Raw genomic sequence first — 15,449 nt, forward strand, 5'->3', positions numbered from 1 at the left:
TCATAAGTTATAATTTTTTGGCAGCGTTTAGTGACGTTGCCTAAGCGCTGTACAAACCACCGTCACTGGTTTGGCCTAGTTTACGTGTTCTCACGTAAAGGTAATTTAAGGAACCCCTATGAGTACAATTCGTCAGCAAGACTTTATTGATAGCATTGAAGATGCATTGCAGTATATTTCGTTTTATCATCCACTTGATTTTGTTCAAGCGCTCGAAAAAGCCTATAACAAAGAACAAAGTAAAGCGGCAAAAGATGCCATTGCGCAGATTTTAATTAACTCGCGGATGTCGGCAGAAGGCAAACGTCCTTTGTGCCAAGACACAGGTATTATTACTTGTTTTGTGAAAGTAGGTATGGATGTTAAGTGGGACAAAACAGATTTAACCGTACAGCAAATGGTTGACGAAGGGACGCGTCGTGCTTATTTGAATCCAGATAATCCATTACGTGCATCTATTGTTGCAGATCCTGCAGGTAGCCGTAAAAACACCAAAGATAATACGCCTTCGGTCGTGCACATTGATTTAGTGGCAGGCGGCAATGTTGAAGTAATGGTGGCAGCAAAAGGCGGCGGCTCTGAAAATAAAAGTAAAATGGTGATGCTTAATCCATCTGATGATGTGGCTGAATGGGTCGAAAAGACCTTGCCGACCATGGGCGCTGGTTGGTGTCCACCAGGCATGCTAGGTATAGGTATTGGCGGAACGGCAGAAAAAGCCGCAGTAATGGCAAAAGAATCACTTATGGATCCAGTTGATATCCATGAGCTTATGGAACGTGGCGCAGAAACCACCGAAGAGAAACTTCGTTTAGAAATATTTGAGCGCGCAAATAAGCTCGGTATTGGCGCACAAGGCCTTGGCGGTTTAACAACAGTGGTTGATGTGAAAATAAAAACCGCACCGACTCATGCGGCCTCAAAACCTGTGGTTATGATCCCTAATTGTGCGGCGACTCGCCATGTACATTTCACATTAGATGGTTCAGGTCCTGCAAACTTAAAAGCGCCAAAACTTGAAGATTGGCCAGAAGTCACATTTGAAGTGGGTGAGGGCACGCGTCGTGTTGACTTAAATACGCTAACTAAAGAAGACACGCATGAATGGAAAATGGGCGAAACAGTATTACTGTCAGGGACTATATTAACTGGTCGTGATGCAGCGCATAAACGTCTGCAAGATATGATCAATTCTGGTGAAGGGTTACCTGCAGGTGTTGATTTTGATAATAAGTTTATTTACTACGTTGGCCCAGTTGACGCGGTACGTGATGAAGCAGTGGGCCCAGCGGGTCCTACAACAGCAACGCGGATGGATAAATTCACTGACATGATGCTAGAAAAAACCGGCATTATTGGCATGATTGGTAAAGCGGAACGTGGCCCTGCAACGGTTGAGTCTATCAAAAACAATAAATCTGTGTATTTGATGGCCGTAGGTGGAGCAGCTTATTTAGTATCTAAAGCTATCAAAAAAGCCCGTGTAGTGGCATTTGAAGATTTAGGTATGGAAGCTATCTATGAATTTGAAGTAGAAGATATGCCAGTCACTGTCGCAGTGGATAGTGAAGGCGCAAATGCGCATACCCAAGGCCCAGCAATTTGGAAAGCTAAAATTGCAGAGTTAGACGCTAAATTAAAATAAGTATTCGCTTTATTATGCGGTATTTGAGTTTTCTCAGATACCGCTTATCAGCTCTGACCAGTTGGATGTAAACCACCTAACCTCCCGCAAAGACCCATCATTACTCTCTTGTTGCTGTTTATTGCCTTGTAATTTAAACTTTACAATAATATTTAAATTGACGTTCACGTAAACGTTATCATGCTATATTTTTAGTTTAGTTAATTAACTATTCTAAAAAGTGACTATTTTTGAATTTAAAATGTTTAAAATTGCGATAATTTAGCTTGTTCATTACGGCGCCTGATATTGATAGGTTTTATCATCTCATATAGTGGCAAGCTGTAATATGAAGTGGTAGAGTCTCGGCAATTTCAGCGTGCATACCCTCTCACGGGTTACAAATTTCGGAGTAAGATAAAGTGGCTGTGTTCAATCGAGTTGATTTTGATAACCACGAACAAGTGGTTTTTTGTTCAGATAAAGAATCAGGCCTTCGTGCAATTATTGCCGTTCATAATACTAATTTAGGTCCTGCTGTTGGTGGTTGCAGAATGTGGGATTACGCAAGTGATGACGACGCTGTTGTCGATGCGCTTCGTTTATCAAAGGGTATGACCTACAAAAATGCGGTAGCACGTTTACCATTTGGTGGTGGTAAATCTGTGATCATTGGTAATGCCAAAGAAATTAAGTCTGAACAGTTATTCCGTGCATTTGGTCGCCAATTAGAGCGCTTAAATGGTAGTTACTATTCTGCTGAAGATGTAAACATCACCTGTGATGATGTGGCTATCATGAATAAAGAAACTAACTATGTATTAGGCCTTGAAGGTAAAAGTGGTAACCCATCACCATTTACAGCGTATGGCACATTTTTAGGAATTAAAGCGGCGTTACAACATCAACGTGGTCACCAAGACTTGAGTGGCATTAAAGTGGCAGTACAAGGCTTAGGCGCTGTTGCTTATGGCTTGTGTAAACATTTGCATGACGCGGGTGCGACCTTGTTTGTAACTGATATCAACCAAGTGGCAATTGATCGAGTCGTGAATGATTTTGCAGCGACTGCTGTAGGCATTGATGAAATATACGACCTTGATGTCGATGTATATGCACCGTGTGCACTTGGTGCAACAGTAAATGATGCGACTATTCCACGCATTAAAGCGACAATTATTGCTGGTTGTGCAAATAACCAATTAGCCGAGTCTCGTCACGGTGAGATCATTCGTGAAAAAGGTATTTTATACGCACCAGATTATGTGATTAACGCAGGTGGTATTATTAATGTTTATTATGAAACAGCGCCAGAAGGTTACAGTGCTGAGGCATCAAATAAACATGTTGAGGGGATCTTCAAAACCTTAACTGAAATTTTTTCGCGAAGTGAGAAAGAGCAAAAATCAACGCATTTGATCGCAGACGAACTCGCACAAGAGATCATCAAAAACGGTTTATAATAAACGCGTTATAGGCGTGCAATTGCACGCCTTTACATTATTCAGTAAATCCCTCACGATACGGTCAACCTGACCTGTATAGTTTTTAAAGATATGACGCCCATCGATTTAGCCACATGGCCACGCGAACAACACTTCTCACTGTTTAAAGAGTTTACGCAACCCTACTTTAATGTATGTGTACAATTAGATATGGGGGCGTTGTATCAGCATTGTAAATCACAGCAATGTTCTTTTTTTCATGCCTATATCTATGCGACATTGCAGGCAAGTAATACTTATCAACCAATGTTACTGAGGATCATTGACGGTGTACCTTGGCAACTAGCTGCTCAACGTGCCAGTGTTGTAGAGCTTGCTGATGATGATACCTTTAGGTTTAGCTACTTTTCACAACAAGCTACGTTGAACGACTTTCAAATACATGCAAACAGAGTTAGCTTAGCGGCAAAGCAACAGCCATTATTCTCAACTGCTTTTGCGCAAACCGAAGGTCAGACTGATTTGATCCATATTTCGGTTTTACCGTGGTTGAACTTTACAAGCTTCTCTCATGCACATACACAAGGTAATCATTTCGGCATTCCTAAATTAGTGTTTGGACAGTTTGATGCACAAAAAGGGACAATGCCTATCTCAATAGATGTGCACCATGCATTGATGGATGGTTTACATGTAGCGAAGTTTATTGAACAGCTGCAGCAGAGTATAGACGCTCTGTGTGCTTAGCGTGGCCGTAAACGAATTGTGTTATTTAGTTAATGAAAATAAAACTCAGACTATGTTAGTATAATTCATATACAAGAACACATAATGATAGTTAACTACTGGAAAATCATTATCTATTTAATTTGCGTTCATGCTAAGTTGTTAGCTCGCCATAATTACGAAGGCGTTTAGTATAATGATTCGTTTAGGTCTTTGCTTTTTCTTTTTTGTTGTTTTTAGTTGCTTTGCTGCTGAGCAAACCCGCTTACCTCTTAATGACTACTTTGCTGAAACCTGGAATACCCGTTCTGGTTTGCCTCATAATAGTATCAATAGCGTGGTACAAACAAATGATGGTTACGTGTGGATTGCCACTTGGGAAGGATTAGCCCGATTTAATGGCCGAGAGTTTAAACTGTTTACACGTACGGAAATAACTGGTTTACCAGATTCTGGTTTACGTAGTTTAGCCCCACAAGCTGATGGCGGTCTATACATAGTGGGCGCTCGAGGGGGGATCAGTCATTTATATCAAGGGCAATGGCATGCCAAGCCAAATGCGACTGCGATGGTAAATCACGTATTAAAAACGCCTTCAGATGAAACTTGGTTAGCCCTTGAGGGACAAGGTGTTGTATATCGAGAGTTTGATAGTGCGCCGGACACGGCTATTTTAGAAAACCTCAGTGCTTATCGTCTAATAGAAGACAATGCAGGTATTATCTGGGTTGCAACCAGCAATGGCTTGTATCAAATTAATAATAAAACAGCGCGTTTAATCACTCCCGATTCCGGTTTACCACAAAGCCCAATATACACCTTGTATTTGACCCGCCAAGGTGAGCTCATAGTCGGCAGTGAACAAGGTGCATGGAAACAGGTAAACAATCGTTTTATCAGTATTCATGCTCAACTTAAAAATGAGGCTATCTCAAGTATTTTACAAGATGATCATGATGATCTTTGGTTTGGTACGATCAATAAAGGGGTGTTTCGATTAAGCCCGTTAGGACTTGAACAACTTGATGCTGACGCTGGTTTACCTGCAAATCGGATTTTATCGTTATTACAAGATCGTGAAAATAGTATTTGGGTTGGCACAAATGGCGGTTTATACCGATTGCGTGAAGCCGCTTTTTCGACTTGGACCACAAAACGAGGGTTGACAGGCGATTATGTCCGTACCGTGTTGTCGCATTCTGATGGTAGCTTATGGGTAGGCAGCAGCCTTGGTTTAAATCGCATTGAAGATAATAAAGTAAACACATTCCCTCCTGCTTATGGGAATGATCCGTTATCGGTTTTAAGTTTAGCCGAAGATGCGCAAGGTCAAATTTGGCTCGGGACCTATACCTCAGGTTTGATGCGGATTATCAATGGTAAAGTTTATCCTGTTCTGGATCGTCAAAATGGCTTAGCCAGTAATGAAGTTAGGGCGTTGTTATTTGATAGTGCAGGGCGCTTATGGGTGGGAACTGCAGCAGGTTTGACACGAATAGACGTGGATGGCTCTCTGAAGCAGTTTTCAAGTACAGATGGTTTACCTGGTGATTTTATTATAGCCCTTAGTGAAGACAATTATGGCAATGTATGGATTGGAACCGGCGTTGGAGTAGCATCTTTTAGCCCAAATTTAGAAAAATTTACGGCTAAAGTGTTTCCTGCCCATTTTGATGCTGAATATGCTTTTGGTTTTTATGCTGAATCTGAATATATTTGGATGGCGACAGACCGTGGTCTTGTCCGGTGTCATATCCCAACTGGAGAAATGAGTATTCTTGGGCGTGAACAAGGCTTGCCAGTTGATAAGTTGTTTCAAGTTGTGGCACAGGGAGATTCGTTTTGGTTATCTAGTAATCGCGGTGTGATCCAAGTAAATCAAAAACAGGTCAAACAGCGGCTAGCGCAGTTAGCACAAAATAATGCGTTGCCAATCCAGTATCAGCTATATGATGAAGGAGATGGCATGCTAAGCGCTCAGGCTAATGGCGGGTCTAATCCTTCTGCAGTGCTGCACAAAGATGGCAGTATTTGGATTGCTACAGCGCAAGGGGCAAGTACTATCGTCCCTGAACGATTAAAGCAAGCTACAAAGAAAACATTACCGACAATTATTGAGGCAATGTATGTAGATGGCAAAATGACCCCCTTGGTGCAGCAAGATGAAGAAATTATTTTACCGCTTGGCGTTTCGCGGCTCTCTTTTCATTATGCTGGCCTAAGTTTTATTATGCCTCATCGGTTGAATTACCAAACCCAGTTGACTGGTTATAATAATGTGTGGGTTAATCGTAATCAATTAACCATTACGGAATACACTAATTTACCACCGGGAAAGTATACTTTTAAGGTACGTTCGGGCTACCCTAATGGGCAATGGCAAAATAATGATAAAACCTTAACGTTTGTGATTCAGTCATATTTTTGGCAAAAAATTACTTTTAAAATAATGGTTTTTATCGGTTTATTAGCATTAGTCTACGGGCTTTATAGATACCGGCTTTATCATTATAAAAAAATAGAGATAGAGCTGATTAAGCGGGTTGAGCAACAAACTAATGATCTGCAACAACAAACAGATGCCTTTGCTCATCAAGCAACCCATGATCAACTAACTGATTTACCAAACCGTCGTGCCTTTGACTGTTGGCTTGCGGACAATTTTGCTGATTTTAAACAGCATGGTTCACCTCTCGCTATTGCGATTATGGATATTGATCATTTTAAGCGAATTAATGATGGGTGGTCACATATTGTTGGCGACCGTGTAATTTGTGTGGTTGCTCATATGCTAGGAGAGCTCAATGAGAGTGATGATAGTCAAGTTGCTCGCTGGGGAGGTGAAGAATTTACATTACTATTTCCTCATAAAACCGCGCAACAAGCCGCTCAATTATGTGAAGAATTACGTGTGCAAATTGCAAACTACGATTTTTCAAACATCGCTAGCGGGTTATCGGTAACGGTTAGTTTTGGAGTCGCTGATTCATTGGCAGTTAATGACTATGACAGGTTACTGGCGCAAGCTGACCAAGCGCTTTATCAAGCAAAAAGTAATGGGCGAAATCGAGTCGAAGTTATAACACTCTAAAAGTTATAGTAGAGTATTTGGGAAAACACGCTACAGGCTATTACTTTTCGGGTACATAATATATATCAATACATATATTAAAACATTTTATTAACATTTAATTGGGTTTGATGCTATACCTTTTGTTCCCGATTTGGGATGTTTTTGATGTAAACAGAAGGAACAAAAGATGAAAAGTAAGATGATATATGTAGCATTAGCAGGTGTTTTAGGTGTGTCGCCAGCGGTGTTTGCACAAGGCCATAAGCATAATGATTTTAACTTTACTGCACAGTCCATTGAGTCACTTAAGTTAACCTCCTTGGTGGCTGTGGACGATACTCAGTTTGTGTTCAATAATGACTTGTTGCGTGAAGATTGGGATAATTTCTTTGCTCTGCATGCGCCAGTACTGGAAGATAAAAAAGAGCGTGTTTTGCACTGGGCAGGTTATACAAGTATCAACCCTAAAGTTATCTTAGCGTTGATTGAGCTGCAAAGTGGCTTACTTTCTGATCCTGACGCAGATATTAATAATGCTTTTGCAGGTTTATCGGACGAACACGGTTTTGATGCCCAGCTAGAAGATGTGGTAATGATGTTAAGTCAACGTTTTTATGCATATAAACAGTGGCAAGATAGCCAAGCCACCCCGGAAACATCAAAGTATGCGGGCGAGGAAATCACTAATAGAGTCAATACCAACAGCAGTACTGCAGCGACAGTAGCATTGGTCAGTGTTCTTAAAAAACAAGTATTAAGCAAAGATAATGTTAATTACGCTAAGAGCGATCTAACCGGCTTTTTAGCGACGTTTGAGCGTCTATTCCCTGATAGTCGCGCTCAGTTACAAAGATCCTCTAAAAGTGCACTACAAAGTAGCAATCAGCAGTTTGCTGCGGCTAGTTTTTCAATGAACTTACCATGGTCATCAGGTTATTATTGGTACAGCGGTGGGGCTCACTCTAATACTGGCTCTGGTTATCCATATTCATCGCTTGATTTTAATAATGGCTCTGGTGGTTGGGGCGCAAATACACCATATGTTCAAGCGGCGCATGGTGGTACTATCACACGTTTTTCGTCATGTAATATCCGCGTAACGCATTCGAGTGGTTATTCAACCAACTATTATCATATGTCTAATCTGCAGTATAGTAGCGGTGATTTTGTGCAGTCAGGTGCATGGCTCGGTCGTTATGCGAACAATTATTACCAAGCACTATGTGAAGGGGGACAATCATCAGGTCCTCACGTGCATTTTACTTTGTTGTATAACGGCCAGCAGGTGTCATTACATAATCAATATATTAGTGGTCATCGTATTGATGTCGGCAATAGCAACTACGATGACAATTGTAATAACTTTTACTTTGAACGTAATGGTTACCGTACTTGTGCTTGGGACCGTTTATATCGTTAATATAATTGATTTTACGAAATAATATAGCTGACCGTCTATAACATAGTTATGGGCGGTTTTTTTAGCTGTTGCTAGGCTAGATGATTGAATTTTATCCTCACAGGACATATTAATAAGCTACACCTGTTGATAGGACCTTTTAATGGTAAATGGATTATTAATATTTGCGCTGATTGCGTTTGTAGTTGTTTATTGGCGTTGGCCGGTTATTCAAAACCGCTTGTGGCAAAAAAAGTATCAAGATTATCGTTTAGATGAAAAGCAAAAAACATTATTGTTACGGTATATGCCTATTTATCAAAAAATGACGGATGCTGATCGGGAAAAATTAGAGCGTCATATTGTCTGGTTTCTAAATGAAAAACGCTTTATTGGTTGTGATGGTTTAATTCTTAACGAGAGTATGAAGTTAATAATTGCTGCGGATGCGTGTGTGTTGGTGCTTAATAAACCATGGCCACTTTATCAAAATGTGAAAGAAATTTTGCTGTACCCAAGTGCTTATTACGCGCCGCAGACATCTCGTGATAGTGCCGGATTAGTAAGCTATCATAATACTGTTCGTCAAGGCGAGTCATGGCCTGGAGGGACTTTAGTACTGAGCTGGCACGATGTGCTTGAAGGGAACCGCTTACCCAGTGACGGACATAATTTAGTGTTTCATGAATTTGCTCACCAACTCGATCAAGAAACAGGTAAAACCACAGGCACGCCTATATTAGCTAAAGAAGTAGATTATAAACAGTGGGGGCGTGTTTTTAGCCGCGCTTATAATCAGTTAAAAACGCATGTTGCGTATAATATGCCGCATGTTATTCATAGTTATGGTGCAACAAATGAAGCCGAATTTTTTGCCGTGATCACCGAAACTTTTCTCGAAAAGCCCAGTGAGCTGCGCCATTATGATCCTGAAATATACAGTTTATTGGTCGGCTATTATCAGTTTGATCCAATAAAATGGCATTAACCGCCAAATAACGACGCTTTATCAGATATCGCTGGTAACTTGCTGCCGTTTTTGTTGCAATCATGTTTATAAGATGAAAACCGCAATAAAAATAAGCGAGAAGGCGATGAAAAAAATGCTTCATACAGCAATGGCTGTAGCTGTGTCACTGGCGCTATATGGTCAGGCTCAGGCACAAGATAATGATGACAAAAAATGGCAAGTGGATGCGCCACAAGGGCAATTTGTTGATGCTAATATTAGTGTCTCTCAAGGCACTTGGATGAATATCGATGTCAGTCCTGATGGCAAAACCATTGTGTTTGATTTGCTGGGCGATATTTACACTATGCCGATGGCTGGTGGCACTGCCACTCAACTGACCTCTGATATCGCATGGCAAATGCAACCGCGTTTTAGTCCTGATGGTAAACATATTGCGTTTACCTCTGATCAAGGTGGCGGCGATAATATCTGGTTGATGGATTTAAACGGTGAGAATCAAACCGCGGTAACCGATGAAACGTTTCGCTTATTGAACAGCCCCGCATGGAGTCCCGACGGCGACTATATTGTTGCTCGTAAGCATTTTACAGCGAGCCGTTCATTAGGCGCAGGTGAAGTATGGCTTTATCATAAAGCGGGTGGCAAAGGTGTACAACTCACTAAACGTGAGAATGATCAAAAAGATTTAGGTGAGCCGATGTTTTCACCTGATGGCCGATATGTTTATTTTTCACATGATGCGACGCCGGGTAAAACCTTTCATTATTCAAAAGATTCGGTTGCTGGCATTTATAAAATCAAGCGTTACGATCGCGAAACGGGTGAGATAGAAACGATTATTGATGGTATGGGCGGCGCGATTAGACCAACCCCGTCGCCAGACGGTAAGAAGCTTGCGTATATTAAACGAGATGATTTTCAAACTAGCCTCTACCTATATGACTTAACCAGCGGTAAGCATACTAAGCTATATGACAAGCTTGAACGTGATATGCAAGAGACTTGGGCTATTCATGGCGTGTATCCAACCATTGCATGGACACCAGATAATAACCAACTGGTATTTTGGGCTGGCGGTACTATTCATAAACTTGATGTGCAAGATGGCGATGTAGAAACCGTACCATTTGAAGTAAAAACCAGTAAAAAAATTCAACAAGCAGTGCGTTTTACACAAAATATTGATAGCGATGAATTTGCTGTAAAAATGTTGCGTAATGTACAGATTTCGCCGGATGGTGAAACAGCAATTTTTGAAGCGCTAGGACATATTTATAAACGCGATTTAGAGTCAGGAAAAATAAAGCGTTTAACTAAACAAGATGACCACTTTGAGTTGTTCCCGCAGTTTTCCCGTGATGGTAAAAAAATAGTTTATGTAACTTGGGATGATAACGAACAGGGTGCTGTTCGAGTTGTCTCTGCGCGCAGTGGTCGCGGTGATGATATTACCACAGAGCCAGGTAAATATGTTGAGCCAACATTCAGCCCTGATGGCAAAACAGTGGTGTACCGTAAAGCCTCAGGAGGCAGCATCTTAAACCCTGATTGGTCACTGCATCCGGGTATTTATGCAGTGAGTAGCAAAGGCGGGAAAGCTGAGTTGATTTCTAAAAGTGGTTATCAGCCGCAGTTTGCATCAGCTAATGATCGAGTTTTTGTGATGAGCCCATGGCCTAAGCCAACGCTAAGTGTGGTTGAACTTGATTCGAAAAAAATCACTAAGCTTTATGAGTCAGAGCATGCTACTGAGTTTAGAGTATCGCCTGATGGCAAGTACCTCGCTTTTGCTGAACGTTTTAAAGTGTTTGTTACGCCATTAGTGCAAAGTGGTAAAACCATTAATATTGGTCCTAAAGACAGCCAATTTCCGATTGAGCAGTTATCTGTTCGTGCCGGTGAGAATATCAGCTGGAGCGCCAGCAGCGATAAACTGTATTGGACGCTAGGCCCAGAGCTTTATCATGCAAGTTTGGCAGGTTTATTTGATATCAATAAAGCGGATGACGCTGACTTCAAAGTAAAAAGTGGCGATAACATTGGCTTTAGTAGCAAAATGGCTGAACCAAAAGGCATGATAGCTTTAACGGGCGCACGTATTATTACCATGAAAGGTGAGCAAGTCATTGAAAATGGCATACTATTAACCGATGGTAAACATATTAAAGCCGTTGGCACAGCTGCTGATATTAACATTCCAAAAGGCGCACAGGTAATTGATGTATCTGGCAAAACAATTATGCCAGGAATTGTTGACGCGCATGCGCATGGTTCACAAGGCAGCGATGAGATCATTCCTGAGCAAAATTGGAAAAACTTAGCGGGCCTATCGTTAGGCGTCACGACAATTCACGATCCATCAAACGATACAACAGAGATTTTTACAGCCAGCGAAATGCAAAAAGCGGGGACTATTGTAGGCCCACGTATTTTCTCAACCGGTACTATTTTATATGGTGCCAATATGCCAGGTTATACATCACACATTGATTCGTTAGATGATGCTAAATTTCACTTAGAGCGATTAAAGAAAGTTGGCGCGTTTAGTGTTAAATCATACAACCAACCACGACGTGAACAACGCCAACAAGTAATTGAAGCTGGCCGAGAGCTTGAAATGATGGTGGTGCCAGAAGGTGGTTCATTATTACAGCATAATTTAACGATGGTGGTTGATGGTCATACGGGCATTGAGCACTCAATTCCCGTGGCGAATATTTATGATGATATCAAGCAGCTTTGGTCACAAAGTGATGTAGGCTACACGCCAACACTTGGTGTGGCATATGGGGGCATCTGGGGAGAAAACTATTGGTATGATAAGACTGATGTGTGGAATCACCCGCGCTTAAGTAAATTTGTGCCAAAAAACCAATTACTACCACGTTCAATGCGCCGTGTTAAAGCACCCGATCACCACTATAATCACTTTAACAATGCACGGGTAGCAAAAGAGCTACAAGATTTAGGTGTTTTAGTGAATCTAGGTGCACATGGTCAGCGCGAAGGCCTTGCAGCGCACTGGGAGATTTGGATGTTTGCTCAAGGTGGTATGAGTCCACTGGAAGCTATCCGTGCGGCGACGCTTGATCCGGCCAAGTACATCGGTCTTGATCAGAATATCGGTTCATTGGAAGTCGGTAAACTGGCTGACTTAATGGTGATCGATGGTAATCCACTGACTAATATTCGTGATACAGATAAAGTTGATTACACGATGATCAACGGTCGGTTATTTGATGCCGCGACTATGAATGAAGTCGGCAAAAAAGCACGCGACAAATTGTACTTTGAAGATAAGTAATATTACTAACAACAATGAATAAATTGATTGGTTGACTACAAAAACGATCATATGAAAATAGCCCTACTTTTTTTGATAGGGCTATTTTTATGTGGCTGGAGAATGTTCAAATCTTGGTAAGTTATAATACTTAAATATTTTTCAAAAAGTTTACCATTCCTAAATTCGGGTAAATAAGTGCAATTTCTCAGATTAGATGTCCAGTCGTTATAATTCGACCATTTTCTCGCCAAAGGAAATTGCTTTAATGAAATATAAACAGCTGACACAAGAAAGATACCAGATTTACGCGTTAATAAAAGCAGGAAATAACCAAAAACAGATAGCTGATGAACTAACTCGTTCACCGTCATCTATCTCTAGAGAGTTAAAACGCAATAAAGGACTTAAAGGCTATTGGCCTAACCAAGCCAATAATTTTGCTGAACAAAGAGGCAAGTCATCTTTCAAAGCAAGTAAGTTAACAGAGACGTTACTGACTAGATTAATAAATTGTTGCATGACGGACTTTCGCCAGAGCAGGTGGCAGGCCGCTTAGCTTTAGAGAAAAAGGTCGTTTTACATCATGAAACGATTTATCAATATATTTACAGAGACAAGGCCCGTGGTGGGGAGCTACATAAGACACTCACTCGTGCATGTAAAAAGTATAAAAAACGCTATGGAAGCTATGATAAACGCGGACACATAGTTAATCGAGTCAGTATTGATGAACGCCCACGTATTATGGATTCAAAGTCTAGGATTGGTGATTGGGAGGGTGACACAGTGATTGGCAAAGGGCGTAAAAATGCCTTTGTCACAATGGTTGAACGTAAAACGTTATATATAGTCGTTCACAGAATTGAAAGCAAGCATGCGAAAATAACAGCCGATGCGCTGATCAAGTGTATGACACCATATAAAGGTAGGGTTATTACCGTGACTTTAGATAATGGAAAAGAGTTTGCTCACCATGAGCATATTGCACAAAAATTAGAAGCTGATGTGTATTTCGCTCACCCATATTCATCATGGGAGCGGGCATAAATGAGAATACCAACGGTTTACTTAGACGCTTCTTACCCAAGGGAACTGATTTTATGGCGCTAAGTGAAGCAGAAATGCAGGCGGCAGTAGATAAGCTCAACCATCGGCCAAGAAAAACAAGAAGATATAAAACCCCTCATGAATTATTTACGGGGTAATCAGAAGTGCTGGTTGCTGCATAATGATTGCACTTAATACTTGAATTCAAGATTGCAATAAATCGAAACTGATGAAAAAGCACTAACAAAGCAATTGCAGGAACCGTATATTACCAGCATAGATAGGACTCTATCGTGATAGTTCAATTCACAGCATCTCTTTTTTAGTGATTTATAGTGTGATGTGGCTAGTTAAATTTGGCTGACGCTATTTCAAACGTGAATATACCATGCATTATTGCGTACGATCGGTATAATGCGCCATTGGCCGATTGGGCCTTAAAATTATTGAGAGAAAATATGAGTTTTGATGGGTTAGGTTTATCACAGTCTTTAGTTAATGCGGTTTTAGAAAAGGGCTATGAAACGCCAACACCAATTCAGGCTCAAGCCATTCCAGCGATCATTGAAGGTCGTGATGTTATGGCTGCAGCGCAAACTGGTACAGGTAAAACAGCGGGTTTCACTTTACCGTTAATTGAGCGCTTATCAACAGGCCAAAAAGCCAAGGTTAACCAAGTTCGTGCTTTAATTTTAACTCCAACCCGTGAGCTGGCATTACAAGTAAGCGAGAACGTTGAAGAGTATGCTAAGCATTCTAATATCAGTTCTTTTGTTGTGTACGGTGGTGTTAAAATTAATCCGCAAATGATGCGTTTACGCAAAGGCGTAGATATTTTAGTTGCCACTCCGGGTCGTTTAATGGATTTGCATAACCAAAATGCCTTGAAGTTCGATAACCTCGAAGTGTTGGTGCTTGATGAAGCTGACCGTATGCTTGATATGGGCTTTATTCATGACATTAAACGTATCATCAGCAAGTTACCGGCTAAACGTCAAAACTTGATGTTCTCAGCGACGTTCTCAGACGATATTAGAGCGCTTGCGAAAGGGCTTATTAATGATCCGGTTGAAATTTCAGTCGCTGCAAAAAATACCACGGCAAAAAGTGTTACCCAATGCGTTTATGCGGTAGATAAAGCACGTAAAACCGCCTTGTTAAGTCATTTAATTCGTACTAATGATTGGCAACAAGTGTTGGTATTTAGCCGCACTAAACATGGTGCAAACCGTTTAGTAAAGCAGTTAGAGCGCGATGATATTGTTGGCGCTGCAATTCATGGTAATAAATCTCAAGGCGCGCGTGTTAAAGCGCTTGAAGGCTTTAAAAGTGGCGAAGTACGCGTACTTGTGGCAACGGATATTGTTGCCCGTGGTTTAGACATTGTTGAACTGCCACATGTAGTTAACTATGATTTGCCTAATGTGTATGAAGATTATGTGCATCGTATTGGTCGTACCGGCCGTGCGGGTGCATCTGGCGACGCAATTTCATTTGTAACACCGGAAGATGCTGATGACTTATACGGTATTGAACGTTTTATCGGTGAATTGATCCCACGTGCAAAAGAAGCTGGTTTTGAGCCAACAAAAGGAGTGCCTGAAAGAGAGCTTGATGCACGACCTATCAAACCTAAAAAGCCTAAAAAAGCGGGTCAGCCTTTTTCTAAACCTAAGTCTGATAGCAAAAAGCCAAATAATAACGGCGGTAATGGCACCGGCCCACGCCGTGGTGGCTCAGGTAAAAAACCTGCTGCTAAAGCCGCTGGTGAGCAAACACAAAACCCATGGGCTAAGCGTCAATCTGTTGGTGGCAGTGGTCAACGTCGTCGCTCTGGTAATGATGGCGTGAGTAACACGTAATAATATTTTGATAA

The 15,449-nt window shown here is 41.2% G+C and carries 8 protein-coding genes and 1 pseudogene; all 9 read left to right on the forward strand.

Going from position 1 to position 15,449, the window contains the following annotated elements; translation table 11 throughout:
* The first annotated feature begins 118 nt into the window (after positions 1–118).
* The 9 genes and pseudogenes from PVK79_RS12145 to PVK79_RS12185 all read left to right on the forward strand — a co-directional run bounded on the left by PVK79_RS12145 (position 119) and on the right by PVK79_RS12185 (position 15,435).
* A complete protein-coding gene (locus tag PVK79_RS12145) occupies positions 119–1,645 on the forward strand; it encodes a fumarate hydratase (protein ID WP_145241038.1) in 1,527 nt (508 codons plus the stop codon).
* 401 nt (positions 1,646–2,046) lie between these two features.
* Positions 2,047–3,087, forward strand: coding sequence for a Leu/Phe/Val dehydrogenase (locus PVK79_RS12150; RefSeq protein ID WP_182734943.1), 1,041 nt, complete (start codon positions 2,047–2,049; stop codon positions 3,085–3,087).
* Positions 3,088–3,180: 93 nt separating this feature from the next.
* On the forward strand, positions 3,181–3,816 hold the full coding sequence (locus PVK79_RS12155; protein ID WP_182734942.1) for a CatA-like O-acetyltransferase: 636 nt from the start codon (positions 3,181–3,183) through the stop codon (positions 3,814–3,816).
* A 175-nt stretch (positions 3,817–3,991) separates the two neighbouring features.
* Complete coding sequence (locus PVK79_RS12160; RefSeq protein WP_182734941.1) at positions 3,992–6,886, forward strand: ligand-binding sensor domain-containing diguanylate cyclase; 2,895 nt, start codon at positions 3,992–3,994, stop codon at positions 6,884–6,886.
* A 169-nt stretch (positions 6,887–7,055) separates the two neighbouring features.
* Positions 7,056–8,288, forward strand: a complete 1,233-nt coding sequence (locus PVK79_RS12165) for a M23 family metallopeptidase (protein WP_257325694.1) — start codon at positions 7,056–7,058, stop codon at positions 8,286–8,288.
* A gap of 142 nt (positions 8,289–8,430) precedes the next feature.
* Positions 8,431–9,255, forward strand: coding sequence for a M90 family metallopeptidase (locus PVK79_RS12170; protein WP_145241028.1), 825 nt, complete (start codon positions 8,431–8,433; stop codon positions 9,253–9,255).
* A gap of 106 nt (positions 9,256–9,361) precedes the next feature.
* Complete coding sequence (locus PVK79_RS12175) at positions 9,362–12,544, forward strand: amidohydrolase family protein (protein ID WP_182734938.1); 3,183 nt, start codon at positions 9,362–9,364, stop codon at positions 12,542–12,544.
* Positions 12,545–12,791: 247 nt separating this feature from the next.
* Positions 12,792–13,731, forward strand: a pseudogene (locus tag PVK79_RS12180) (IS30 family transposase).
* A 300-nt stretch (positions 13,732–14,031) separates the two neighbouring features.
* Entirely contained in the window at positions 14,032–15,435 is a 1,404-nt protein-coding gene (locus PVK79_RS12185) for a DEAD/DEAH box helicase (protein ID WP_182732235.1), read from the forward strand.
* Positions 15,436–15,449: the final 14 nt, after the last annotated feature.

Source organism: Pseudoalteromonas rhizosphaerae (genome assembly GCF_028885455.1).
GTDB lineage: Bacteria > Pseudomonadota > Gammaproteobacteria > Enterobacterales > Alteromonadaceae > Pseudoalteromonas > Pseudoalteromonas rhizosphaerae.

Bases quoted from the DNA above. Each gene is read 5' to 3' on its own strand.
- PVK79_RS12145 (WP_145241038.1), top strand. From the start codon at position 119: ATGAGTACAATTCGTCAGCAAGACTTTATTGATAGCATTGAAGATGCA.
- PVK79_RS12155 (WP_182734942.1), top strand. From the start codon at position 3,181: ATGACGCCCATCGATTTAGCCACATGGCCACGCGAACAACACTTCTCA.
- PVK79_RS12160 (WP_182734941.1), top strand. From the start codon at position 3,992: ATGATTCGTTTAGGTCTTTGCTTTTTCTTTTTTGTTGTTTTTAGTTGC.
- PVK79_RS12165 (WP_257325694.1), top strand. From the start codon at position 7,056: ATGAAAAGTAAGATGATATATGTAGCATTAGCAGGTGTTTTAGGTGTG.
- PVK79_RS12170 (WP_145241028.1), top strand. From the start codon at position 8,431: ATGGTAAATGGATTATTAATATTTGCGCTGATTGCGTTTGTAGTTGTT.
- PVK79_RS12175 (WP_182734938.1), top strand. From the start codon at position 9,362: ATGAAAAAAATGCTTCATACAGCAATGGCTGTAGCTGTGTCACTGGCG.
- PVK79_RS12185 (WP_182732235.1), top strand. From the start codon at position 14,032: ATGAGTTTTGATGGGTTAGGTTTATCACAGTCTTTAGTTAATGCGGTT.